This window comes from Streptomyces sp. NPDC093586 (genome assembly GCF_044764905.1).
Taxonomy (GTDB): Bacteria; Actinomycetota; Actinomycetes; order Streptomycetales; family Streptomycetaceae; genus Streptomyces.
Map to the genome: position 1 here is coordinate 182,927 of NZ_JBIWJA010000003.1, position 21,732 is coordinate 204,658.

Sequence of the window (21,732 nt, forward strand, 5' to 3'; positions counted from 1 at the left end):
TGTCGACATGCCCACAGGGAGACAAGTCAAACACGGATCGCCCCAACTCCCCCCATCGGCGCGGCCGTCATCCTCATCGGCACATGCGTTCGCACATCACAAAGGCCCGGATCCCTTTCGGGATCCGGGCCTTCGTCGTCGTTCGCACGTAGCTCACGACTTCAGTAGCGGGGACAGGATTTGAACCTGCGACCTCTGGGTTATGAGCCCAGCGAGCTACCGAGCTGCTCCACCCCGCGCCGTTGTGTTCACAACCGTACCACGGCGCGGGATGGGCGTTTGACCAGCTCGGACGGTTCCCGACCCGTTCGGTCAGCCGCTGCCCGACCCGCCGGCGCCGCCGGTCGGGGTCGGACTCGGGCTCGCCTGGCCGTCCTGGCTCTTGCCGTCCTCGGTCTTGCTGTCCCCGGTCTCGTCGGTCTTGTCGGCCTTGCCGTTCTTGTCGCCGCCGCTCCCACCGGCCCGGGCCTGCGCGTCCTCGGCCCGCTGGAGGGCGTCCTCCAGGTCCTTCTGCGCCTTGCCGTACGCCGCCCAGTCGTTCTTCTTGAGGGCTTCCTGGCCGGCTTCGAACGCCTTCCGGGCGTCGTCCAGCGCGTCCTGGACCGTGGGGTTGGTGGACGTCGGCGGTGGTGTCGTGGTGCCGTCACCCTTGTCCGGTGGCTCGGTGGCCGAACCCTTGGCGCCGAAGACCTTGTTCAGGGCCTCGTCGAGCGTGTCCTCGAAGGCGGTGTTGCCGCCGTAGGACACCAACACCTTCCGCAGCAGCGGGTACTTGAGGTCACCACCGCGCACATAGACCGGTTCCACGTAGAGCAGCCCGCCGTCGAGCGGAACCGTCAGCAGGTTGCCGTACTCCACCTCCGAGTCGCCGCCTCTCAGCAGCCTGATGGACTCGGCGATGTCCTGTTCGGAGTTGAACTGGCTCTGGACCTGCTTGGGTCCGTTCACCGTCGTGCTCGTCTGCAGCTTCAGGACTCTGATCTTGCCGTAGTCCTTCGTGCCCGCCTCCGCGTCGACCGCCATGAACGCGCTGAGGTTGTCGCGTCCGATGGGCGTGAAGGTCGTCGTCAGCGAGAACGCCTGCTGCTTCTGGTCGGGCATCTTCATGCTGAGGTAGTACGGCGGCACGGCGTCGCCCGACTTGTTGGTCGGATCGTCCGGCACCTGCCACACCTCGCTGCCGCTGAGGAACGTCGTGGCGTCCTTCACGTGGTAGCGGGTGAGCAGCTCGCGCTGGACCTTGAACAGGTCCTGCGGGTACCGCAGATGGGACATCAGCGCGTCGGAGATCTCGCTCTTGGCCTTGACCGTGTCCGGGAACGCCTTCATCCAGGTCTTCAGGACCGGGTCCTGGGTGTCCCACTGGTACAGCTTGACGTCGCCCGTGTAGGCGTCGACGGTCGCCTTGACCGAGTTGCGGATGTAGTTGACCTGGTTCTGCTGGGCCACCACCGCGCGCGAGTCGTTGCGCGCGGTCAGCGAGTCGGCGGTGGTGTCGCCGAGCGTCGTACGGGAGGCGTACGGGTAGCCGTTCGTCGTCGTGTAGGCGTCCACGATCCACTGGATCCGGCCGTCCACCACCGCCGGATAGGCGTCGCCGTCGATGGTCAGCCACGGGGCGACCGCCTCGACGCGCTCCTTCGGCGTCCGGTTGTAGAGGATCTTCGATCCCTCGCCGATGGCCCCGGAGTAGAGGATCTGCGGCTCGCTGAACGCCACCGCGTACGCGGCGCGGTTGAGGGGGTTGGACAGGTCCACCCCGCCGTCGCCCTTGTAGCTGGTGGTCTTCTCACCGCTGTCGTCGGAGTAGTCGATCTCCTTCTGGGGACCGCCGACGATGGAGTACGTGGTGGTCTTCTCGCCGTAGTAGACCCGCTGCTCGTACGTCCCGAGGTCGCCCTTGGACGGCAGGTCGGACTCGGTGAAGACCGGACGGCCCTCGGAGTCGACCTGGGTGCCCTTGGCGGCGACCACTCCGAAGCCGTGGGTGTAGCGGAAGTGGTTGTTGATCCAGTTCTTCTTCGGGATGCCGGCCAGGTTCAGCTCGCGCAGACCGATGACCGTGTCCTGGTCCTTGCCGTCCTTGGAGTAGCGGTCGACGTCCAGGTTGTTCGGGAACGCGTAGTAGTTCCGCATCTGCTGGAGCTGCTGGAACGTCGGCGAGATGATGTTCGGGTCCATGATCCGGATCGACGCCGTGGCGTCGACGTCGTCACGGAGCCGGGTCTTGTCCTCGGTCTTGCCCGTGCCGGCGTACTCGGTGACCTGGGTGCCCTCGATGTCGTAGGCCTTGCGGGTCGCCTCGAGGTTCTTCTCGACGTACGGCGCCTCCTTGGCCTGCTCGTTGGGCTGCACCTGGAACTTCTGGACCAGCGCCGGGTACAGACCGCCGATGAGGATCGCCGACAGCACCATCAGGCCGAAGCCGATCACGGGCAGCTGCCAGGTGCGCCGCCACAGGGTGGCGAAGAACAGCAGCGCGCAGATGACGGCGATGCAGAACAGGATCGTCTTGGCGGGCAGGTAGGCGTTGGCGTCGACGTACCTCAGCCCCGTCCAGTTGTCGGTCGCCTTGAAGTCGCTGGACTTCACCGCCAGTCCGTACCGGTCGAGCCAGTACGCGACCGCCTTGAGGGCGACGAAGACTCCGATGAGCACCGACAGGTGGCCGGTGGCCGCGGCCGTGGCGCGCGCTCCCGGGCTGGTGACGCGCAGTCCGCCGTAGAGGTAGTGGGTGAGCGCGGCGGCGATCACCGAGATGATCACGGTCGCGAAGCCGAAGCCGAGCAGGAACCGGTACCAGGGCAGGTCGAAGGCGTAGAAGGAGACGTCCAGCTTGAACTGGGGGTCCTTCTGGCCGAAGGACACACCGTTGACCCACATCAGCCACGTCCGCCACTGGCCGGACGCCGACGCGCCGGCGATCAGGCCGACCAGGGCGGTGATGCCGAGCAGCAGCCACTTCTTGTACGGGGCGATGCCCATCCGGTAGCGGTCGAGGTTCTGCTGCTCCATCGACATGGCGCTCAGCGGGGGGCGGAGCCGGTGGGCCAGCCAGATGTTGAGCCCGACGGCGAGCGCCATGAGCAGGCCGAAGACGAAGAACAGACCGATCTTCGTCCCCAGCGTCGTCGTGAACACCGACGAGTAATGGACCGACCGGTACCACAGCCAGTCCGTCCAGAAGCCCGCGAACATGGTGAACGCCATGCCGAGCACGGCGAGGACACCAAGCGTCATCAGCAGGGTGCGGGCACGCCGGGACGGGCGGCCCACTCTGATCCGTGGCCCCGTCGGGCCTCCGCCTCGGTCCGGCATCTGGAAAGCCAAGGTGCGCACCTCGAAGTCGCTGTTGTTCCGTCAGGCCCTCGGGTTCGCGGGCCCCCCGTGCGCCCCCGTGATCGTGGGCCCACACCTATGCAACTTACTCATCGTTTACTCGGTTCCCGATTCGGCCCAGGAACGAGGCAGGATTGTGACCATGTCCAACACCCCCATGGCAGCGAGCCCCCTCACCCGGGCCGTACTCGAGATCGACGAGTACGTCTCCGGCCTCGGCTGGGACCAGCCCGCACGCCTCTTCGCCCTTGTCGACACCGCACGCCTGCGGGCCGACCAGCCCACACTCGCGGACCGGCTCGGTCTGCAGGAGGAGACGGAGAGCTCCGGCCTCACCCCTATCGAGCAGGACGAGATTCCCACGGACCAGCCGCTGGACGAGTTCCTCGGAACCATCGCCTGGCCCGACGCCGTGGTCGGCTGCGCGCTGGCCGTGGAACGCCTGATGCTGCCGCCGTCCGCCGAGGCCCAGGTGCCGGCGGACCTGGACGAGGCGAAGCTGACGCAGTGGGTGGCGGAGCACCCGGACCGCCAGGAGGTCCGCATGACGGTCGCGGTGCTGCGTGACGGCGCCCGCGAGTCGGCCCTGCGGCTGCGGGAGAAGGACTCCGCCACCGAGGTCCTCACGGGTTCCGATCTGGTGCCCGGTCTGGCCCAGGCACTGACGGCGACCTTCGAGGAGTAGTCCCGGGCGGTCCCGGGCGGGGGGCCCCGGCCGCCCCCCCGGGGGGCCCGGGGGGCCCCCGGGGGGGGGGGGGGGGGGCCCGGGGGGGCCCCCCGGCCCCCCCCGGGGGGGCCCGGGGCCCCCGCCCGTTCGGCCGTGCGTCGGCTATCCGGCCGTGCACTTCGGCAGGTCGGCGGTCTTCCCGGAGCGGATGTCGTCGAGGGCGCCGAGGGCGTCGTCGATGGTGTTCACCTTCACGAGGGTGAGCCCGTCCGGGGTGTCGTCGGCGGCGGCCGCGCAGTTGTCGGCGGGCGTCAGGAAGTACCGGGCGCCCTTCTCCCGCGCACCGATGGTCTTCATCCCGATGCCGCCGATCGGACCGACCTTGCCGGCGTCGTCGATCGTCCCGGTGCCGGCGACGAACGTGCCGCCGGTGAGGCTGCCCGGCGTGAGCTTGTCGTAGATGCCGAGCGCGAACATCAGACCGGCGCTGGGCCCGCCGACGTCGGCGAGCTTGATGTCGATGGAGAACGGGAACGTGTGGTCCGTCCCGGCGCTGATCCCGACGACGGCACGCTTCTCGCCGGCGTCGTCGGAGACCGCGGTGGTGATCGTGACCTCCTGGGTCTTCGTGGGCGTCCGGCCCTCCTTCTCCGCGGCGGCCTGCTCCTTGGCGGGCACGATGGTGAAGACGACCTTCTGGCCGGGCTTGTGCTTGGTCACCAGGTCGGCGACGTCACCGGGCTTCTTGACCGTCGTGCCGTCCACCGCCCGGATCACGTCACCGGCGTGCAGCCTGCCCTGGGCCGGAGAGCCCTTGACGACCGTGGAGACGATCACCCAGGACTTCACCGGGATCTTCAGTGCCTTGAGGGCGGCGACCTTGGCGCTCTCCTGGGACTGGCTGAACTCCTCGGCGTTCTCCTGGGTGGCCTGCTCCTCGGTCTTGCCGTCCGGGTAGAGCGTGTCGTGCGGCACCACGCGGCTGTCGTGCGAGAACCACCCGTAGACGGCCTCCACGAGGTTCATCCGGTAGTCGGCTCTGGTGACCCGGACGGTGGTCATGTTCAGATGACCGCTCGCCTCGTACGTCTTGTGTCCGGAGATCTGCAGCACCGGCTCGCCGTCGTGGTCCCCGAGGGTGTTCACCGTCGGCCCCGGCGACATCTCCGAGTAGGGCACGGGGAGGAACACACCCGCGCACAGGAGCGCGATCAGCATCAGGGTGGAGGCGAGCATCGTCGCGGTGCGGCGTGGCATGGGACGACATTACGGGACGCGGCTGTCGGAGCATCGTCAGGGCGGTGCCGTCAGGCTCCGGTGCGGGACTTCTCCATCGCCTCGCGGAAACGGGCATACCCGTCGAGCTCCGGGCCGTCGCTCCGGATCTTGCGCGTCCGATTGGCCCAGCTTCCCCACAGACCCGCGCCGACCGCAGCCACCAGCGGAATCAGCAACCAGGCGAGCGCCGCCATGCCGACCTCCCAACCCCATGAGTTCCGCGACTGACTGATCAGCAGATTAACCGTCTACCGTGACAACGCTCACTCCGGGGGGTCGGTTACGCAACCGGAGTCGCGAGTGTGACAGGAGCGCCGCCAGGTCTGCGGCAGGCGCCCGCCGCCCCTCGACGACGACGCCCTCCCGTCGCCCGACCACCGCCCCGCAACGACGGCGCTACGCGCCGACCCATTCGTCGGTCCCGTCGGAGAACGTCTGGTGCTTCCAGATGGGCACTTCGTGCTTGAGGTCGTCGATGAGCTTCCGGCAGGCGTCGAAGGCCTCGCCCCGGTGCGGGCAGGAGACGGCGACGACCACGGCGAGGTCCCCGACCTCCAGGTCCCCCACACGGTGGACGGCCGCGAGCGCCCGTACGGGGTACTCGGCGACGACCTTCTCGGCGATCCGCCGCATCTCGGCCTCGGCGCTGGGGTGACAGGAGTAGCCGAGCCGGTCGACGTCGGTGCCCCCGTCGTGGTTCCGCACGGTACCGACGAACAGCGCGGTCCCCCCGGCCGCGTCGTCCCCGACGGCCCGGAAGACCTCGTCCACGGAGAGGGGCGTCTCCCGGATGCCGATCAGCTTGACGGGGTCCGGTGCGGCCTGCTCACCCGGGTGGTCGTTCGTGGTTGCCATACGCCCATCGTGCCCCACGCTGCGCACGGCACGGAATAGCGTCATCGCCCGGTACGCGCGCGTACCGCCCTGGAGTCTCCTACAGGACGGTGCCCGTCTCAGATCCGCCGCCGGGCCTTCCGCGCCCGCCGCACCACCGCCGCCGCGCCCAGCAGCGCGACCGTCGCACCCGCGGCCCCGGCCGCCGTCGCGTCCTTGCGCCCGAGGCGCCGCCCGGCGACCGTACGCCGCCCCGCGACCTCCTCCAGCAGCTCGGCGAGGACCTCCTCGTTGGTGTACTTCGGCCGCCACCCGGCGTCGTGCAGCCGGCTGCCGCTCACCACCCAGGGGTACATCGTGTACGCCAGGTCCCCGGCCGGGGAGGGCGTCAGTCCGATCCGGTGCAGGCGGGCCGCGGCGCCCAGGGCGACGGCCGACGGCAGTTCCATCCGCCGGATCCCGCTGAGCTCCTCGACCTCCTCCTGCTCCAGCCAGCCGTCGCACCCGACGGCCAGCTCTCCTTCGGCCTTCTCCAGGACGGCGTACTCGAGAGCACTGCACAGGTCGTCGACGTGGCAGAACTGCCAGGCGGGCCGCGACCCGGCCACCACGAGCAGCCGAGGCGACTCGAAATACCTGGTCAGCGCGGTGTCCATGCCCCCGACCAGCACCGCGGGGCGGACGACGGTCACGTTCAGGCCCGGATGGGCGCGCGGTGCGCGGCGCGCGAGGCGCTCGATCTCCAGCAGGTCCCCGACCCCGGTGGCCTCGGCCGTGGCCCGCAGCTCGGCGTCCTCGGACAGCGGCAGCTCGTTGTCCGGCAGCGCGCCGTAGACCATCGCGGAGGTGCACAGCACGACGCGGTGCACCCCGGCCGCCGCGGCGGCGGTCAGAACGGTCTGCGTCCCCCGGACGTTGTAAGCCGTCCGGGCGGCCGCGTCGGTCTCCAGGTCGAGGTCCAGCGCCAGGTGCACCACGACGTCCGCGCCGCGGAGTTTCTCGGCGATGGCCGGGTCCCGCACGTCCAGGATCTGCCAGCGCGCCTCCGCGCACCCACCGCGCCGCTCGTCGATGGCCACGACCTGTCTGACCTCGTCGGACGCGGCCAGCCGTGCCGTGAGCAGGGAACCGACCCCGGAGGCGGCACCGGTGACCGCGACGACGGGTCCGCGCGCGCCGGGGGCGGAGGAACTGGTTGACTGGTTTCGCGCTGCGCGAACCTGCGGATCTGGGGAACTCACCGGGCGTCTCCAGCGGTTGTCTTCGGTACGGGCGCGAGTGACGCGTACGTACCAGGTGGCATCCATCCTGCCGCAGGCCGTCAGTCGGCGAAGCACCGAGGCCCGAACCGCCGCGGGTGTCTACGCTGGGTGGTGAATGTCGGGCAGCCGTGCCGCCGGAAAGAACCGGTGGCCTTACCAGCCGAGGAACCCCGTGAGTGACACCCCATTCGGATTCGGCCTTCCGCCGGAGGAGCCGGACGACGGCGACGAGGGCAAGAAGAAGGACCAGCAGAGCGGCGGTGGTCAGGGACCGGCCAACCCGTTCGGTTTCGGGATGACCGGAGCCGGAGGCTTTGGCGGCCCTGGTGCGGACAACCCGTTCGCTGCCATGTTCGGCTCCATGAACCCCACCGATCTGGGCGCCGCGTTCCAGCAGCTCGGCCAGATGCTCTCCTACGAGGGCGGCCCGGTGAACTGGGACATGGCCAAGCAGATCGCCCGCCAGACGGTCGCCCAGGGCACCCCGGACGGCACGAAGGACGCGAGCGTCGGCCCCGCCGAGCGCAGCGCCGTCCAGGAGGCCGTCCGCCTGGCCGACCTGTGGCTGGACGACGCGACCGCCCTGCCCTCCGGCGCGGCCTCCGCGGTGGCCTGGAGCCGCGCGGAGTGGGTCGAGGCGACCCTGCCCGCCTGGCGTGAACTCGTCGACCCGGTCGCCGAGCGCGTCGGCACCGCCATGGGCGACGTGCTGCCGGAGGAGATGCAGGCCATGGCCGGCCCGCTGATCGGCATGATGCGGTCCATGGGCGGCGCCATGTTCGGCACCCAGATCGGGCAGGCCGTCGGCGTGCTCGCCGGCGAGGTCGTCGGCTCGACCGACGTGGGCCTGCCGCTCGGTCCGGCCGGCAAGGCCGCGCTGCTGCCGGTGAACGTCGAGGCGTTCGGCAAGGACCTGGGCGTCCCCCAGGAGGAGGTGCGGCTGTACCTCGCCCTGCGCGAGGCCGCCCACCAGCGCCTGTTCGCGCACGTGCCGTGGCTGCGCTCGCACCTGTTCGGCGCGGTCGACGGCTACGCCCGCGGGATCAAGGTGGACACGGCCAAGCTCGAGGACGTGGTCGGCCAGTTCGACCCGCAGAACCCCGAGCAGCTGCAGGAGGCGCTCCAGCAGGGCATGTTCCAGCCGGAGGACACCCCGGAGCAGAAGGCCGCCCTGGCCCGTCTGGAGACGGCTCTGGCGCTCGTCGAGGGCTGGGTGGACGCGGTGGTGCACGCCGCCGCCAAGCCGCGCCTGTCCTCCGCGGACGCGCTGCGCGAGACGCTGCGCCGCCGTCGCGCCTCGGGCGGTCCGGCGGAGCAGACGTTCGCCACGCTGATCGGCCTGGAGCTGCGCCCGCGCCGTCTGCGGGACGCCTCGCGCCTGTGGGCGTCCGTGACGGACGCGCGCGGTGTGGACGGGCGGGACGCCCTGTGGGCCCACCCGGACATGCTGCCGACGGCCACCGACCTGGACGACCCGGACGGTTTCGTGCACCGCGAGCAGATGGACTTCTCCGAGCTGGACAAGATGCTCGGCGAGGCGGCGGGCAAGCCCGACCTGAAGAAGAAGGACGAGAAGGGCCCGGACGAGGCCGACGGCAAGGACGGCGAGGACGGCAGCAAGGGCGACGGCGCCGAGTGAGCCTCCACGACGACGCGGTCCTGGTCCTCAAGGGCCACGAGGGCCAGGACGAGCTGCGTCAGGTCTACCTGGACCATCTCGCCGCGCATCCGGACGGCATGTGGAAGGCCTGCGCGGACGGGCACATCACGGCGAGCGCCCTGGTGATCGACCCGTCGCGCGAGCGGGTGCTGCTGACCCTGCACAGGAAGCTGCGCATGTGGCTGCAGATGGGCGGCCACTGCGAGCCGGCCGACGCGACGCTGGCGCGCGCCGCCCTGCGCGAGGGCACGGAGGAGTCGGGCATCGCCGGACTGGTCCTGCTGCCCGGCGGTCCCGTGCGGCTGGACCGACACCACACGCCCTGCGCCTGGCACCTGGACGTCCAGTACGCGGCGGTGGCTCCCGAGGGAGCCGTGGAGGCGATCAGCGACGAGTCCCTCGACCTGCGCTGGTTCCCGTACGGCGAGGTCGCGGACGTGGCCGACGAGTCGGTCGTACGCCTGGTGGAGGCGACGCGAGCGAGGCTGTGACCGGACGCGTGTCCGGGAACGGGTGAGGGGCGACCGCCAGGGCGGTCGCCCCTCACCCGTGCGCCGTTCGCCGCTCAGCTCCAGACGTTGCCCTGGTTCTGGCCACGGGCGCCCTGCTGCCCCATGCCGTACTGCGCGGCCAGACCCGACCCGATCTGGGCGTTCTGCGGCGGCAGCAGCTCGCTGGGCTGCACGAGCGCGAAGCCGCTGCCCATGAAACTGAGCTCCCAGCCCTCGCCGGTGTTGCCGCGGCGCCGCCACACCCCGGAGGAGTGCGTCTGGGCCTGCATCTGCACGCGCAGACCGGTGGACCAGGCGACGATCGCGTCGGCGTCGCAGTTGACGTACTTGTCGGGCGTCACCTGCATCAGCAGCGGGGCGCCCGAGGTCATCAGGGCGACCCTGCCGCGGCCGGTGATGTTGAGCTGGTACTTCCCCGACCCGGAGATGCCGTACAGGCTGTCGACGGCGATGACCTCGTGGTGCAGGGAGGAGTCCATGGCCAGGACGTAGCTGCTGTCCACGGTGAGACCGTCCTGCTCGACCTCCAGCACGTGGATGTACTGGGCGAGGTTGGCGAAGTAGACGGTGCCCTGCCCGTGGCAGCGCATCAGGTCCAGACCCTCACCGGTGTGCGCACGCGCGCGGGACTGGCTGCTGCCCTGGTACTCGGCGTCGAACTCGACGAGGCCCTGGTAGGCGACCATCGTGCCCTTGCGGGCGAGCACGTCGTCGTGACCCTCCAGGACGACGCGGAGCATGTGCTTGTTCTGCAGGCTCCAGCGTTCCTGGGTCTGCTGGTCGTTGTAGGCGAAAAGCGGGCTCTGCATGATGTTCTGGCTCCCCCTCAGCCCCGGATCCGCAGGCGGTCGGTGCTGTCCTCGCTGGGCTGGACGACGACGATGCCCTGACCGGAGAAGGCCATCTGGAAGGCCTCGCCGCTGCCGCGGCCGATCAGCGACTGCGCCTTGAAACTGCGCTTGCCCTTCACCTTGAGGTTCGGGGACCAGGCGACGAGCGCGTCCGGGTCGACGTACGTCTCGTCCTCGCCGCCGCCGCAGTCGACGACGATCGGCTTGCCCCGGGAGGTCAGCGCGACCCAGCCCTGTCCGGAGATCCTGGTGTTCCACAGGCCCTGGCCGGCGAACTTCGCCAGCCCCTTGACCCGCTCGACGCCCCAGGTGAGGTGGGCGTCGAAGGCGAGCAGGTTGGTGGCGTTGACGCTGATCCCGTCGCCGTTGAGGTTGATCACGACGACGTTGGCGCCGTAGTCCGCGAGGTAGAGCAGGCCGTCGCCGGAGCACTTCATCAGGGGCGCGCCCTCGCCGGTGGCCCAGTCGCGGGCGATCTGGCGCACGGCCGGCGGGTTGGGCTCGTACTGGACGAAGCCCTCGTAGGCGACCATCGAGCCCACGCGCGCGAGGAGGTCGTTCCCGGTCTGCATGGCGACCTTCAGCATGTGGTTGCCGTGGTTCTCCATGCGGGCGGCGACCGGTGCGGGGGCGTAGCCCGCGAGCGGCTGGTTCATGTCGGGCTCTCCCTCAGATCTCGTACGGCTGGACGACGACGAAGTTGCCGGGCGCGGCCCGGAACTGCAGGTTGACGCTCTCGCCCGTGTCGCCCGCGTAGGCGTTGCGGCGCATCCGCACCTGGCTGGAGACGACGACCTGGGCGGCGGCCGACCAGGCGACCACGGCGTTGCAGTCGGCGAACGTCGTGGGCGTGACCGGCAGCACCACGGGGACGCCGTGGGTCTTGACGACGATCGTGCCGGTGCCCTGGAACTGCATCGTGAACAGCGCGCCGCCGGGGATGCCGTGTCCCTCGATGCGGCGGACCTCGTACTGGAGACTCTCGTCGAAGGCGAGGACGTTCTCGGCGGAGACGCAGACGGCGTCGCCCTGGAGTTCGATGGGGTGCAGCATCGCGGAGTTGTCGGCGAGGAACACCTGCCCCTTGCCTGAGCAGCGCATCAGCTGCATCTCCTGGCCGGTCGCGTTGCCCACGACCCGGCCGGCGAATCCGGCGCCCTTGTAGCTGAAGTCGACCTTGCCCTGGTAGAGCACCATGCTGCCCTGCCGGGCCAGGACGGGCTGCCCGTCGGCGTCGAGGTCGACGCGGACCAGCTTCTTGTTCTGCTGGGTCCAGCGCTGCCCGGTCGCCGTCTCGCGGAACTGCTGGAGCGCGGCGGCCACACCGGCGCCCTGCGGGGCACTGCCCTGGGGCATGGCCTGCGGGGCGCCGTAGGGCGCCTGCTGCCCGTAGCCCGGGGGCGGGGTCGGCTGCCCGTAGCCCGGGGGCGGGGTCGGCTGGCCGTAACCGGGGGGCGGGGCCTGGGACGCCTGGGGCTGGCCGTAGCCGGGGGGCGGCGGGGCGGTCTGGCCGGGGACCTGGCCGTACGGCTGCTGCTGACCGGGCTGGCCGTAGGGCGCCGGAGCCGGGGCCGGGGGCTGCACCGGGGAAGCGCCGGGCGGGCTGTGCAGGGGCGCGACGATGGTCGGCGCGGCGTGCACGTCGGGCGCGGGCGCCGGGGGCGGCGTGGTTCCGGACGACGGTGCGAATCCCTGGGGGGCGGGCTGCGGGGTGGGCGGTGCGGGCTGCGGCGCGGGAGCCGGGGCAGGCGCCGGAGCCGGGGCCGGGGCGCCGAAGGCCGGGGGTGCCGATGCCTGGGCGGGCGGGGCGAAGCCCGGGGCGGCACCGGCCTGCGACTGCTGCGCCTGCTGCGGCGCGGGAGCCTCGTCCTCGGCCACCTCGCCGCCGAAGTTCCTCAGCAGCGCCTCGAGCCCGCCGTCGAAGCCCTGCCCGACGGCGGCGAAGCGCCACACGTCCTTCAGATAGAAGTCGCCCAGCATCACCGCGCGCTCGGTGGAGAACTCCGACCCGCTGAACGGATACCGGGCCACCTCCTCACCGCCCGCGACGATCCGGATGTATCCGGGGCCGATCTGCGACATCTGTCCGGCGCCGTCGATCGTCGCCGTGAAGGACAGCTTCTTGATCTGCGGCGGAATCCTGTCCAGGGTGACCCGGAAGGACTCCGTGTCACCCGCCTGCGCACCCAGGAGCTGGATGGACTCCTCGGGGGTCTTCGGCTGGTTGAAGAACACGAAGTACCGGTCGTCGGAGAGCCGCTCGTCGGCGTCGAGTCCGAAGCAGCTGATGTCGAAGGTCAGTCCGGGGCCGGAGATCTGCACGCCTACGTACAGATCCGTGCCCGCGGTGAGGTCACTGATCCTGGCCTTGTGGCCGCGTTGGAATTCCCTGGCCATGCGTTACGACCGTCCCCCATCCGAATGTGAGTGCGTCGCGTCAGGCTAACGGCAAACCCGGACACCGGACGATGCCGGTACGGACCCGGTACAGAACCCGCACCAGCCCGTACCGGGCGCCTTCCTGGGCCGTCTCACTCGCTTCTGGCGCCGGGCACGTGCGGCAGCCGGCCGGCGGCGACCACACCTTCGAGGTATCCCCGGGCCCGCTCGGTCCGCGGGTACGCCTCCAGCAACCGCCAGAAACGGGGCCCGTGCCCGGGGACGAGCAGATGAGCCAGTTCGTGGAGGAGCACGTAGTCGACGACGTACTCGGGCATGCCCTGGAGACGGTGCGACAGGCGGATGCTGCCCTCGGCCGGGGTGCACGAGCCCCAGCGCGTGTTCTGGTTGGTGACCCAGCGGACCGAGGCGGGCCGCGCCCGGCCCTCGAAGTACTGGGCCGACAGCCGCTGGGCGCGCTCGGCCAGCTCGGTGTCGCCGAGAACCCGTTTGCTCTCCTGGGCGGCCAGCTTGTCCAGCATGACGCTCACCCAGCGTCGTTCCTCCGCCTCGGACATCCGGGCGGGGATGAGCACGACGGTGCGATCGCCCTCGCGGTACGCGGAGACCGTCCGGCGTCGACGGGTGCTCCTGCGAACCTCGATCGCGCTCGCCCCCGTGCCGCTCGGCGGCGGATTCGCCGGGGTGCGCTGGGGCACTCCGGCGCGGTGCAGTGGGTCGGCGGACACGCCCCGACGTTACCCGCTGCACACGGGGAAGTCCCGGCTCCGGGACGGTCCCGCGCCGATCCGCACGACGGCTCGCATGACAACCCGTACGACAGCTCGCACGACGAGCTTGTACGACGAACACCCACCGCCTGTGGACAACTTTCGACGCCCCGCGGCGGATCCGGGCATGCTGGCACTCGTCGGCGGACGTGTGACCGAACGCACAGCCACCACGCGGCCGGTCACCGTCGACACACAGGGACGTTTCGCGGACTTGCAGGGACTTGTCAGGGCTTACGAGGACTTGCGGCGACTTACGGTGACACACGGGGGTTCTGTCATGCATCCGATGGTGAAGCCCGCGCTCAGGCGCGGCTGGCGCGATCTCAACACCGTGCAGTTCGGCATGACGCCGGCGCACGCGTTGACGCTCCGCCCGGTGGACACGGCGACGGGCAGTTTCCTCGAACTGCTCAACGGCACCCGCGGGCCGGCGCTGCTGCGCGAGGAGGGGCGCCGCATGGATCTGCCGGACGGCCATGTCGACCGACTGGTGGAGCGGCTGGCGGGGACCGGACTCCTCGACGACTCCCGGGGCGGCGGGCCGGCCGCCGACGCCCTGCGGGAGAAGAAGGAGGTCCTCGACCGGTTGCGCCCCGACCTCGCGTCCCTGTCCCTGACGACCTCCCGGCCGGGGGACGCGATCCGGCACCTGGCCGCCCGGCGCGCGATGCGCGTGCGAGTGCGGGGCGCGGGCCGGGTGGGCGCCGTGCTGGCCTGTCTGCTGTCGGGGGCCGGCGTCGGCGAGGTCGACGTGCGGGACATCGGTCGCGTCGAGCCGTGGGACGTCGCCCCGGGCGGGCTGCCCACCGAGGCCGTCGGCGACCGCCGGGACGAGGCGTCCCGGCGGGCCGTGCGCCGGACCGCCCCGGACCGGCAGCCGCGCCGCGCCCCCACGTCCCCGCCCGAGGACGGCGACCCGGGCTTCTCCCTGGTGGTCCTCGCCCCGCGCGATGACGTCGCGACACACGCGCCCGACCCGGCCCACGCCGACTCCCTCATGGCATCGGGCACACCCCACCTGTACGCCGGGGTCGTGGAGGGGACAGGCGTCGTCGGCCCCCTCGTCCTGCCCGGCGAGACGGGCTGTGCCGGCTGCCTGCACGCGGACCGCACCGACCGCGACCCGGCCTGGCCGCGGCTGGTCGCACAGTGGCGCTCCGGCCGGCAGCGCCAGGTGCCGGCCTGCGACCTGACGCTGGCCACGACCGTCGCCGGGCTGGCGGCGGCCCACGCCCTCGCCTTCCTCGACGGGCGGACACCGTCCAGTGCCGACGTACGCTGGGAGGTCTCGCTGCCCGCTCTGCGGTGGCGCACGAGGCCGGTCCGGCCGCATCCCGCGTGCTCGTGCGGAGCCGTCGGCAAAGGTAAGCAGGAACACACCCCCGGGAACGGGGACCGGCGCGCGACAATGGCTGGGCAATGGCCGTCAGCCGAAGAACGCCGTGAGGCGGTAGCGGCGCGGCCGGCTGGGACTTGGAGGGCGCATGTCTGATCTTCCGCGGAAAGCGGTCACCCGGACCGCCAAGCTCGCCGCGCTCCCGCTCGGCTTCGCCGGGCGGGCGACCTGGGGACTCGGCAAGCGGATCGTGGGCGAGTCCGCGGAGATCGTCGGCCAGCAGCTCCAGCAGCGCACGGCGGAGCAGCTGTTCAAGGTGCTCGGCGAGCTGAAGGGCGGCGCGATGAAGTTCGGGCAGGCCCTGTCCGTCTTCGAGTCGGCGTTGCCGGAGGAGGTCGCCGGTCCCTATCGGGCGGCGCTGACCAAGCTCCAGGAGGCCGCTCCCCCGATGCCGACGCGCACGGTGCACGCCGTGCTCACGGAGCGGCTCGGTGAGGACTGGCACGACCTGTTCCTGGAGTTCGAGGACAAGCCCGCAGCGGCGGCCTCGATCGGCCAGGTGCACCGGGCGGTGTGGCACGACGGCCGCGAGGTGGCCGTCAAGGTGCAGTACCCGGGCGCCGGCGAGGCCCTGCTGTCCGATCTGAACCAGCTCAGCCGCTTCGCCCGCCTCCTCGGCCCGCTCGTGCCCGGCATGGACATCAAGCCGCTGATCACGGAGTTGAAGGACCGGGTCTCGGAGGAGCTGGACTACGACCTGGAGGCGCAGGCACAGCGTGCCCACGCCGAGGAGTTCGCGGGCGATCCGGACATCGTGGTACCGGACGTGGTCCACGAGCGCGAGCAGGTCCTGATCACCGAGTGGATCGACGGCATCCCCATGTCGGAGGTCATCGCGGACGGCACACCGGAGCAGCGGAACCGGGCCGGCCAGCTCCTGGCCCACTTCCTGTTCTCCGGTCCGGCCCGCACCGGCCTCCTGCACGCCGACCCGCATCCGGGGAACTTCCGGCTGCTGCCCGGCGGGCCGGAGGGCGAGGACGACTGGCGGCTGGGTGTTCTGGACTTCGGCACGGTCGACCGTCTCCCGGGCGGACTGCCGGAGCCCATCGGCGAGGCGCTGCGCATGACGCTGGACGGCGAGGCGGAGGCCGTCTACGAGATGCTCTGCGCGGAGGGCTTCGTCAAGGAGTCGATAGAGCTGGAGCCCGGCGCCGTCCTCGACTACCTCCTGCCGATCATCGAGCCGGCCCGGGTGGACGAGTTCACCTTCACCCGCGGTTGGATGCGGAGCCAGGCCGCCAGGATCGCCGACCCCCGCTCCCCCGCGTACCAGCTGGCCAAGCAGCTCAATCTGCCCCCGGCCTATCTCCTGATCCACCGAGTGACGTTGAGCACCATAGGGGTGCTGTGCCAGCTCGGTGCGACGGTGCGATTGCGTGACGAGCTGGAGGAGTGGCTGGCGGGCTTCGTCCCGGAAGACAGCGCCGAGAACGGCAACGAGACCGACACCGACAGCAAGGCCGGCGCCGAGGACCACGAGGCCGACGACCACGAGAACGAGGTGGCGGCGGCCGCCGAGGCGTGAGCCGCCGGGGCTGAACGCGCCGTGGGGGCCGGTCCGTTCGGACGGACCGGCCCCCACGGGGAAGGCTTCGCCTCCTGGCCGGAGGCCACCGCTTCGGGTGTGGTCGGTTACTGCATGACCGCCATGGCGAGCGCGCGCCGGGCGCGCATCGAGGCGCGCTCGGCCCGGCGCTGCATCCGGCGGGCGGTCGCCAGGCGCACGGCCCGGCGTTCCCGCTCGGCCTCATGCAGGCGCTCGTGCATATGCGCACGAGCCAGGGCTTCTGGGATGAGTTGCATCTCGCGGGTCCTGTTCTGACGCGAGTCCTTCGCGTCGCTGGTGGTGAAGTCTTCAGGCGCGGTGCCTGCGATCTCGTCGGTGGACGGCTTCATCGGGTCCTGCTTCTTGGGGTCGTGCGTGAGGGGGCGGTCGATCGTTCCGGTGATGTTCATGCTGTGACCGGGTTCTTGCGCGGGCGGCCACGGGGCCGCTTCCGGGCGACGACGACACCCTGGACGAACAGCTCGCCACCCCAGACGCCCCAGGGCTCACGCCGCTCCTTGGCACCGGCGAGGCAGGCCTCGACCAGCGGGCAGGTACGGCAGAGGGACTTGGCGTACTCGACGTCCGCCGGCGACTCCGCGAAGAAGACCTCCGGGTCGTAGGAACGGCAGGGGACGGGCACGCCGAGGTTCTCGATGGCGTCGTCGAGCGCGGTGAGCGCGGTGAGCGGGGTCAAGGCGGGGTCCTCCGTGAGGCCGGACTTGGGGATCGTGTCGGAAGGCGGTACGGACGGGGCGTGCGCTTCGAGTTGCACGGTTGGTCTTCCTCGTCTGGTCGTTCCGGCCGGTCGGCCGGGTGCGGCTTGGTACCAGGTTCTTTTCTTGTCCCGAGGCTCCTTCGCGCTGTCGCCCACGATCGTGGGCAAACAGAAGGGCCGCGGATCCCGGATGGGGTTCCGCGGCCCTGAAGGCGCCGGCCTGATCGAAATCAGGCTGGATCACTCCAGGGTTCTGGCCCACGGAAGGCCCACATCAGGGGGTGGTGCGTCGTCTGCTTCCGGAATCCGGCACCGGTCGCCGTAAAGGCATAGGCCTGAGCCTGCGCCACTACTGCCGCTTCCAGTGCCTCGGTCGGTCGCTCATCGCGCTCACGGACAGGAAGGCCCGCGGGAACGACGGAGACGGACGCCGGACGCGCGGCACGAATGCCGGACAGACCGGTGCCCGGGTTGGAAACACCGAGCATGCGCAGGGAGGCGGCCGAGCGATCGGTCAGTTTGGCGGTGGTACCGGCGGTGGTGCTGATGTTGATGCTGATCACTGGAATCGCCTCCTCTCGGCGTCTCGGGGGACCGGTGCGAACGGTCCACGGATATGCAAGTACAACACGGCTGCAGGGCCTTCGGGAAGGCCGCTGTTCCCCGTGACCAAGAACCTATGGGGATTCCCGGGGCATGCGCAAACTATTTTTCCGACGAGTTGGGATCAGTCCCCGGCGTCAAGCCCGGCAACGTCCCGGCCTGCGCAGATGGCCAGAACGTCGGCTCCGTAGCGGTTGAACTTGCGTGCCCCGACCCCCGGGATCCTCGCCAGCTCGTGTTCGTCCTGTGGCACCGACTCGGCGATCGCCATCAGTGTCTTGTCGGTGAAGACGCAGAACGCGGGCTGCCCGCTGCGCCCCGCCTGGACCGCCCGCCACTCGCGCAGCCGCTCGTAGACGCCCTCGTCCATGTCGGACGGACAGTCCTCGCAGCGCATCAGCTTCATCTCACCGGCCTCGGTGAGCGTGCGGCCGCAGACCCGGCAGCGGGCCGGGGTCCGCTGAGTGCGCCGCGGTGCGACGACCGTGGTGCCGCGCCCGAAGCCACGCTCCACACCGCCCTGACCGCCGGCGGACGCACGTGCGCCGGCCGGGGCCGAACCGGGGCGCAGCCCCTTGAGGAAGCGGCTGGGACGACGGCTCGGGCGGCCGCCGGGCGAGCGGGCGAGCGCCCAGGAGAGGTGCAGGCGTTCGCGGGCGCGGGTGACGCCGACGTAGAGGAGGCGGCGTTCCTCCTCGATCTGCTCGTCGGTCTTTGCGTAGGTGATCGGCATCATGCCCTCGGCGACGCCCACCAGGAAGACGACGTCCCACTCCAGGCCCTTGGCCGAGTGCAGCGAGGCGAGGGTGACGCCCTGCACGGTCGGAGGATGCTGGGCGCCCGCCCGCTCGTCCAGTTCCGCGACGAGGTCGCCCAGGGTGGCACCCGGCAGGGCGGCGGCGAAGTCCTGGGCGAGGGAGACCAGGGCGGCCAGCGACTCCCAGCGCTCCCGGACGGCACCGGACCCCGCCGGGGGCTGCGGTGTCCAGCCCTCCCCCGACAGCACCGCCCGCGTCTGGGACGGCAGGTCGACGGCGTCGTCGAGGAGGTGGTCGTTGCCGCCGAAGCGCGCGGCGGCCCGCAGGGCGCTGACGGCCTTGCGCACCTCGGGACGGTCGAAGAAGCGTTCCGCACCGCGCAGCTGGTAGGGGACGCCGGCGTCGGCGAGGGCCTGTTCGTAGGTCTCGGACTGGGAGTTCGTACGGAACAGGACCGCGATCTCGGCGGCGGGGACGCCCGAGTCGATGAGTTCGCGGATGCGGCGGGCGGCTCCCTCGGCCTCGGCCGGTTCGTCGGTGTACTCGGTGTAGACGGGCTCGGGGCCCGCGGGACGCTGGGACACCAGCTCCAGGCGGTGGTCGGCGGCCCGGCCGCGGGCCTGGGAGAGCAGACCGTTGGCGAGGTGGACGACCTGGGGGGTGGAACGGTAGTCGCGGACCAGCTTGACGACGGTGGCGCCGGGGTGCCGGACGCGGAAGTCGAGCAGATGGTCGGGGGTTGCTCCCGTGAACGAGTAGATCGTCTGACTGGCGTCGCCGACCACGCACACGTCGTCGCGGTCGCCGAGCCACAGCTCCAGCAGACGCTGCTGGAGGGGACTGACGTCCTGGTACTCGTCGACCACGAAGTGCTGGTACTGGGTGCGGACCTGCTCGGCGACGTCGGGCCGGTCCTGGAGGACGCCCACCGTCAGCAGCAGCACGTCCTCGAAGTCGATGACGCCGCGCCCCCGCTTGAGGTCCTCGTAGGCGGAGTACAGCTGGGCGATCTCCGCGGCGTCGCGGGGCGTCTCGCGGCCGGCCTTGGCCGCGGCGGGGGCGTAGTCGGCGGGGACGGTCTGGGTGACCTTGGCCCACTCGATCTCGGCGGTGACGTCGCGCAGCTCGCCCCGGTCGAGACGGAGGTGACAGACGGCGGCCGCGTCGGCGACGAGCTGGATCTTGCGGTCGACGAGCCGGGGCAGGGAACCACCGATCGCTTTCGGCCAGAAGTACTGGAGCTGGCGCAGGGCCGCGGAGTGGAAGGTGCGGGCCTGGACGCCGGCCGCGCCGAGCTGGCGCAGCCGCCCGCGCATCTCTCCGGCCGCCCGGTTGGTGAAGGTGACGGCGAGCACGCTGGAGGGCTGGAGGATCCCGGCGCGCACCCCGTAGGCGATGCGGTGGGTGATCGCCCGGGTCTTGCCCGTCCCCGCGCCGGCCAGGACGCACACCGGCCCGCGCAGGGCGGTGGCCACCTCGCGCTGCTCGGGGTCGAGCCCCTCGAGCACTGCGTCGGCCGAGTCCGGTACCTGCGGGAAAAGGGTGGAGTGCGTTGCTGCTGTCACACCGCCATGCTGCCAGGTCGTGGGAGACCGGTGCGTCGGGTTGTCCACAGGTGCGCGCCGACAGTCGTACTGATGCGACAAGCGTCACGCGCCGGGAATGGTGGCGCCGCCACGGACGTTCTCCTCCTGCGACCTCATCCCCGAGCCGCCGAAGGAGCACGAGAGACATGCCGGGCACTGTGACGATGTACAGCACCACGTGGTGCGGCTACTGCCGTCGGCTGAAGAGCCAGATGGACCGCGAGGGCATCGCGTACACCGAGATCAACATCGAGCAGGACCCGGATTCCGCCGCGTTCGTGGAGAAGGCGAACGGCGGAAACCAGACGGTTCCGACCGTGCTCTTCCCCGACGGCTCGACGCTGACGAACCCGTCGCTGGCGCAGGTGAAGCAGAAGATCGGCGCCTGAGCGGCTCGGCACATGACGAAGGGGCGGCTCCCGTGCGGGAGCCGCCCCTTCGTCATGTGCCGTCTCAGACGAGGCCGCGGGTCGGCAGCGGCTTGCCGTACCAGAGCTCGATCAGGCGGGCCGCGATCGAGATGCCGTAGGGCGGGAGCACCTCGCCGGACTCGAAGGCGGCGCCCAGTTCGTCGCGGGAGAACCAGCGGGCCTCGTGGATCTCGTCGCCGTCGACGTCGATCTCCGTCGAGGTGGCGCGGGCCATGAAGCCCAGCATGAGGCTGGACGGGAAGGGCCAGGGCTGGCTGGCGACGTACTCGACGGGACCGACGACGATGCCGGCCTCCTCGAAGACCTCGCGGCGCACCGACTGCTCGATGGACTCCCCGGGCTCCACGAAACCGGCGAGCGTCGAGAAGCGGCCCTCGGGCCAGTGGACCTGGCGGCCGAGCAGGATGCGGTCGTCCGCGTCGGTGACGGCCATGATCACGGCGGGGTCGGTACGCGGGTAGTGCTCGGCGCCGCAGGCGGGGCAGCGGCGGATGTGGCCGGCCGCGGCGATGACGGTGCGCTCGCCGCAGCGGGAGCAGAACCGGTGCAGACGCTGCCAGTTCTCCAGGGCGACCGCGTGGGTCATCAGGCCCGCGTCGCGGGGCGACAGGAGCAGGCCGGCCTCGCGCAGCCCCGCCGGGCGCGCGGACTGGTCCATGCGGCCGGGCAGGGAGTCCTTCTGGAGGGCGAAGTAGCTGACGCCGTCCTCGTCGGTGCCCAGGAAGTACCGGTGCGCCTCGGTGAGCGGGGCCTCGAAGGAGGGGGTCATGACGAGTTCGGTGCGCCCGTCGGGCGTCTCGTCGATGAGGACCTGGCCGCCGGAGACCACGAAGCAGCGCGTCGAGGGGTGGCTCCAGGCCGCCGCGAGCCAGGCCTCGTCGAGCCGGTGGTGGGCGGCTCGGTCGATGCCGCTGGGGGCGGTGAGCGAGATGGGACGGTCGGCGGTGTGGTCGGTCCAGGTGGTCACGGGTGCTTCCAACTCCCCCGGTGAGCGGTTGGTGGTTCGGCGGGTGGTTCGGCGGGCGTACGGCGGGTGCGACCCGGGTCCGGGAGGGATCGGCGGTGCGGGGCGGCCCTTTCGGTGTGCCGCGCACGCGATGCCGGACCGGGCCGGG

General features: G+C 71.1%; 20 protein-coding genes and 1 tRNA gene. 6 read left to right on the forward strand and 15 right to left on the reverse strand.

What is annotated here, in order from left to right; translation table 11 throughout:
• Positions 1-165 precede the first annotated feature (165 nt).
• Positions 166-239: transfer RNA gene (locus ACIRFH_RS04855), tRNA-Met, on the reverse strand.
• Between the two features lie 73 nt (positions 240-312).
• A complete protein-coding gene (locus ACIRFH_RS04860) occupies positions 313-3,318 on the reverse strand; it encodes a UPF0182 family protein (RefSeq protein WP_403517291.1) in 3,006 nt (1,001 codons plus the stop codon).
• A gap of 163 nt (positions 3,319-3,481) precedes the next feature.
• On the opposite strand from ACIRFH_RS04860, the gene ACIRFH_RS04865 reads away from it, so the two are divergent.
• Positions 3,482-4,024, forward strand: a complete 543-nt coding sequence (locus ACIRFH_RS04865; RefSeq protein ID WP_403517121.1) for a PPA1309 family protein — start codon at positions 3,482-3,484, stop codon at positions 4,022-4,024.
• A gap of 144 nt (positions 4,025-4,168) precedes the next feature.
• Here ACIRFH_RS04865 and ACIRFH_RS04870 read toward each other — a convergent pair whose 3' ends face one another.
• From ACIRFH_RS04870 to ACIRFH_RS04885, 4 genes are all read right to left on the reverse strand, one after another.
• Positions 4,169-5,263: a PDZ domain-containing protein gene (locus ACIRFH_RS04870; protein ID WP_403517122.1), complete on the reverse strand. Its 1,095-nt coding sequence runs from the start codon at positions 5,261-5,263 to the stop codon at positions 4,169-4,171.
• A 50-nt stretch (positions 5,264-5,313) separates the two neighbouring features.
• Positions 5,314-5,478, reverse strand: a complete 165-nt coding sequence (locus ACIRFH_RS04875) for a hypothetical protein (RefSeq protein ID WP_403517123.1) — start codon at positions 5,476-5,478, stop codon at positions 5,314-5,316.
• 202 nt (positions 5,479-5,680) lie between these two features.
• The gene (locus tag ACIRFH_RS04880) at positions 5,681-6,139 is read right to left on the reverse strand and encodes a molybdenum cofactor biosynthesis protein MoaE (RefSeq protein WP_403517124.1); all 459 of its coding nucleotides are present in this window, start codon (positions 6,137-6,139) and stop codon (positions 5,681-5,683) included.
• Positions 6,140-6,237: 98 nt separating this feature from the next.
• Positions 6,238-7,359, reverse strand: a complete 1,122-nt coding sequence (locus ACIRFH_RS04885) for an SDR family oxidoreductase (protein WP_403517125.1) — start codon at positions 7,357-7,359, stop codon at positions 6,238-6,240.
• 193 nt (positions 7,360-7,552) lie between these two features.
• Here ACIRFH_RS04885 and ACIRFH_RS04890 point away from each other — a divergent pair, with 193 nt between their 5' ends.
• Both ACIRFH_RS04890 and ACIRFH_RS04895 read left to right on the forward strand, forming a co-directional pair.
• The gene (locus ACIRFH_RS04890; RefSeq protein WP_403517126.1) at positions 7,553-9,019 is read left to right on the forward strand and encodes a zinc-dependent metalloprotease; all 1,467 of its coding nucleotides are present in this window, start codon (positions 7,553-7,555) and stop codon (positions 9,017-9,019) included.
• Positions 9,016-9,531 (forward strand): NUDIX hydrolase, encoded by a 516-nt coding sequence (locus ACIRFH_RS04895; RefSeq protein ID WP_403517127.1) that lies wholly within the window; start codon positions 9,016-9,018, stop codon positions 9,529-9,531. Before ACIRFH_RS04890 ends, ACIRFH_RS04895 begins: the two co-directional genes overlap by 4 nt.
• A gap of 74 nt (positions 9,532-9,605) precedes the next feature.
• Here ACIRFH_RS04895 and ACIRFH_RS04900 read toward each other — a convergent pair whose 3' ends face one another.
• The 4 genes from ACIRFH_RS04900 to ACIRFH_RS04915 all read right to left on the reverse strand — a co-directional run bounded on the left by ACIRFH_RS04900 (position 9,606) and on the right by ACIRFH_RS04915 (position 13,531).
• A complete protein-coding gene (locus ACIRFH_RS04900; RefSeq protein WP_403517128.1) occupies positions 9,606-10,361 on the reverse strand; it encodes an AIM24 family protein in 756 nt (251 codons plus the stop codon).
• 17 nt (positions 10,362-10,378) lie between these two features.
• Complete coding sequence (locus ACIRFH_RS04905; RefSeq protein ID WP_403517129.1) at positions 10,379-11,059, reverse strand: AIM24 family protein; 681 nt, start codon at positions 11,057-11,059, stop codon at positions 10,379-10,381.
• 13 nt (positions 11,060-11,072) lie between these two features.
• Positions 11,073-12,800, reverse strand: a complete 1,728-nt coding sequence (locus tag ACIRFH_RS04910; protein WP_403517130.1) for a TerD family protein — start codon at positions 12,798-12,800, stop codon at positions 11,073-11,075.
• Positions 12,801-12,934: 134 nt separating this feature from the next.
• Positions 12,935-13,531, reverse strand: a complete 597-nt coding sequence (locus tag ACIRFH_RS04915) for a M48 family metallopeptidase (RefSeq protein WP_403517131.1) — start codon at positions 13,529-13,531, stop codon at positions 12,935-12,937.
• A gap of 322 nt (positions 13,532-13,853) precedes the next feature.
• Between ACIRFH_RS04915 and ACIRFH_RS04920 the strand changes: the two genes are divergently transcribed.
• Both ACIRFH_RS04920 and ACIRFH_RS04925 read left to right on the forward strand, forming a co-directional pair.
• Positions 13,854-15,068 (forward strand): TOMM precursor leader peptide-binding protein, encoded by a 1,215-nt coding sequence (locus ACIRFH_RS04920; RefSeq protein ID WP_403517132.1) that lies wholly within the window; start codon positions 13,854-13,856, stop codon positions 15,066-15,068.
• Positions 15,061-16,500, forward strand: a complete 1,440-nt coding sequence (locus ACIRFH_RS04925; RefSeq protein ID WP_403517133.1) for an ABC1 kinase family protein — start codon at positions 15,061-15,063, stop codon at positions 16,498-16,500. The genes ACIRFH_RS04920 and ACIRFH_RS04925 overlap by 8 nt, the downstream gene beginning before the upstream one ends.
• 107 nt (positions 16,501-16,607) lie before the next feature.
• On the opposite strand, the gene ACIRFH_RS04930 is transcribed toward ACIRFH_RS04925, so the two are convergent.
• The 4 genes from ACIRFH_RS04930 to ACIRFH_RS04945 form a co-directional block, all read right to left on the reverse strand.
• Positions 16,608-16,931 carry a hypothetical protein gene (locus ACIRFH_RS04930; protein WP_403517134.1) on the reverse strand — a complete coding sequence of 108 codons (324 nt, stop codon included), beginning with the start codon at positions 16,929-16,931 and terminating at the stop codon, positions 16,608-16,610.
• Entirely contained in the window at positions 16,928-17,296 is a 369-nt protein-coding gene (locus ACIRFH_RS04935; protein WP_403517135.1) for a WhiB family transcriptional regulator, read from the reverse strand. Before ACIRFH_RS04935 ends, ACIRFH_RS04930 begins: the two co-directional genes overlap by 4 nt.
• A gap of 173 nt (positions 17,297-17,469) precedes the next feature.
• A complete protein-coding gene (locus tag ACIRFH_RS04940) occupies positions 17,470-17,802 on the reverse strand; it encodes a hypothetical protein (protein ID WP_403517136.1) in 333 nt (110 codons plus the stop codon).
• 164 nt (positions 17,803-17,966) lie between these two features.
• On the reverse strand, positions 17,967-20,165 hold the full coding sequence (locus ACIRFH_RS04945; protein WP_403517137.1) for an ATP-dependent DNA helicase UvrD2: 2,199 nt from the start codon (positions 20,163-20,165) through the stop codon (positions 17,967-17,969).
• A 167-nt stretch (positions 20,166-20,332) separates the two neighbouring features.
• Between ACIRFH_RS04945 and ACIRFH_RS04950 the strand changes: the two genes are divergently transcribed.
• Positions 20,333-20,575: a mycoredoxin gene (locus ACIRFH_RS04950; RefSeq protein ID WP_161168532.1), complete on the forward strand. Its 243-nt coding sequence runs from the start codon at positions 20,333-20,335 to the stop codon at positions 20,573-20,575.
• 64 nt (positions 20,576-20,639) lie between these two features.
• Here ACIRFH_RS04950 and nudC read toward each other — a convergent pair whose 3' ends face one another.
• Positions 20,640-21,584 (reverse strand): NAD(+) diphosphatase, encoded by a 945-nt coding sequence (gene nudC, locus ACIRFH_RS04955; RefSeq protein ID WP_403517138.1) that lies wholly within the window; start codon positions 21,582-21,584, stop codon positions 20,640-20,642.
• Positions 21,585-21,732 lie beyond the last annotated feature (148 nt).

Excerpts from the sequence above, each read along its gene's own strand:
- ACIRFH_RS04860 (WP_403517291.1), bottom strand. The coding sequence starts at position 3,318 with ATGCCGGACCGAGGCGGAGGCCCGACGGGGCCACGGATCAGAGTGGGC.
- ACIRFH_RS04865 (WP_403517121.1), top strand. The coding sequence starts at position 3,482 with ATGTCCAACACCCCCATGGCAGCGAGCCCCCTCACCCGGGCCGTACTC.
- ACIRFH_RS04870 (WP_403517122.1), bottom strand. The coding sequence starts at position 5,263 with ATGCCACGCCGCACCGCGACGATGCTCGCCTCCACCCTGATGCTGATC.
- ACIRFH_RS04875 (WP_403517123.1), bottom strand. The coding sequence starts at position 5,478 with ATGGCGGCGCTCGCCTGGTTGCTGATTCCGCTGGTGGCTGCGGTCGGC.
- ACIRFH_RS04880 (WP_403517124.1), bottom strand. The coding sequence starts at position 6,139 with ATGGCAACCACGAACGACCACCCGGGTGAGCAGGCCGCACCGGACCCC.
- ACIRFH_RS04900 (WP_403517128.1), bottom strand. The coding sequence starts at position 10,361 with ATGCAGAGCCCGCTTTTCGCCTACAACGACCAGCAGACCCAGGAACGC.
- ACIRFH_RS04905 (WP_403517129.1), bottom strand. The coding sequence starts at position 11,059 with ATGAACCAGCCGCTCGCGGGCTACGCCCCCGCACCGGTCGCCGCCCGC.
- ACIRFH_RS04910 (WP_403517130.1), bottom strand. The coding sequence starts at position 12,800 with ATGGCCAGGGAATTCCAACGCGGCCACAAGGCCAGGATCAGTGACCTC.
- ACIRFH_RS04920 (WP_403517132.1), top strand. The coding sequence starts at position 13,854 with ATGCATCCGATGGTGAAGCCCGCGCTCAGGCGCGGCTGGCGCGATCTC.
- ACIRFH_RS04925 (WP_403517133.1), top strand. The coding sequence starts at position 15,061 with ATGTCTGATCTTCCGCGGAAAGCGGTCACCCGGACCGCCAAGCTCGCC.
- ACIRFH_RS04930 (WP_403517134.1), bottom strand. The coding sequence starts at position 16,931 with ATGAACATCACCGGAACGATCGACCGCCCCCTCACGCACGACCCCAAG.
- ACIRFH_RS04950 (WP_161168532.1), top strand. The coding sequence starts at position 20,333 with ATGCCGGGCACTGTGACGATGTACAGCACCACGTGGTGCGGCTACTGC.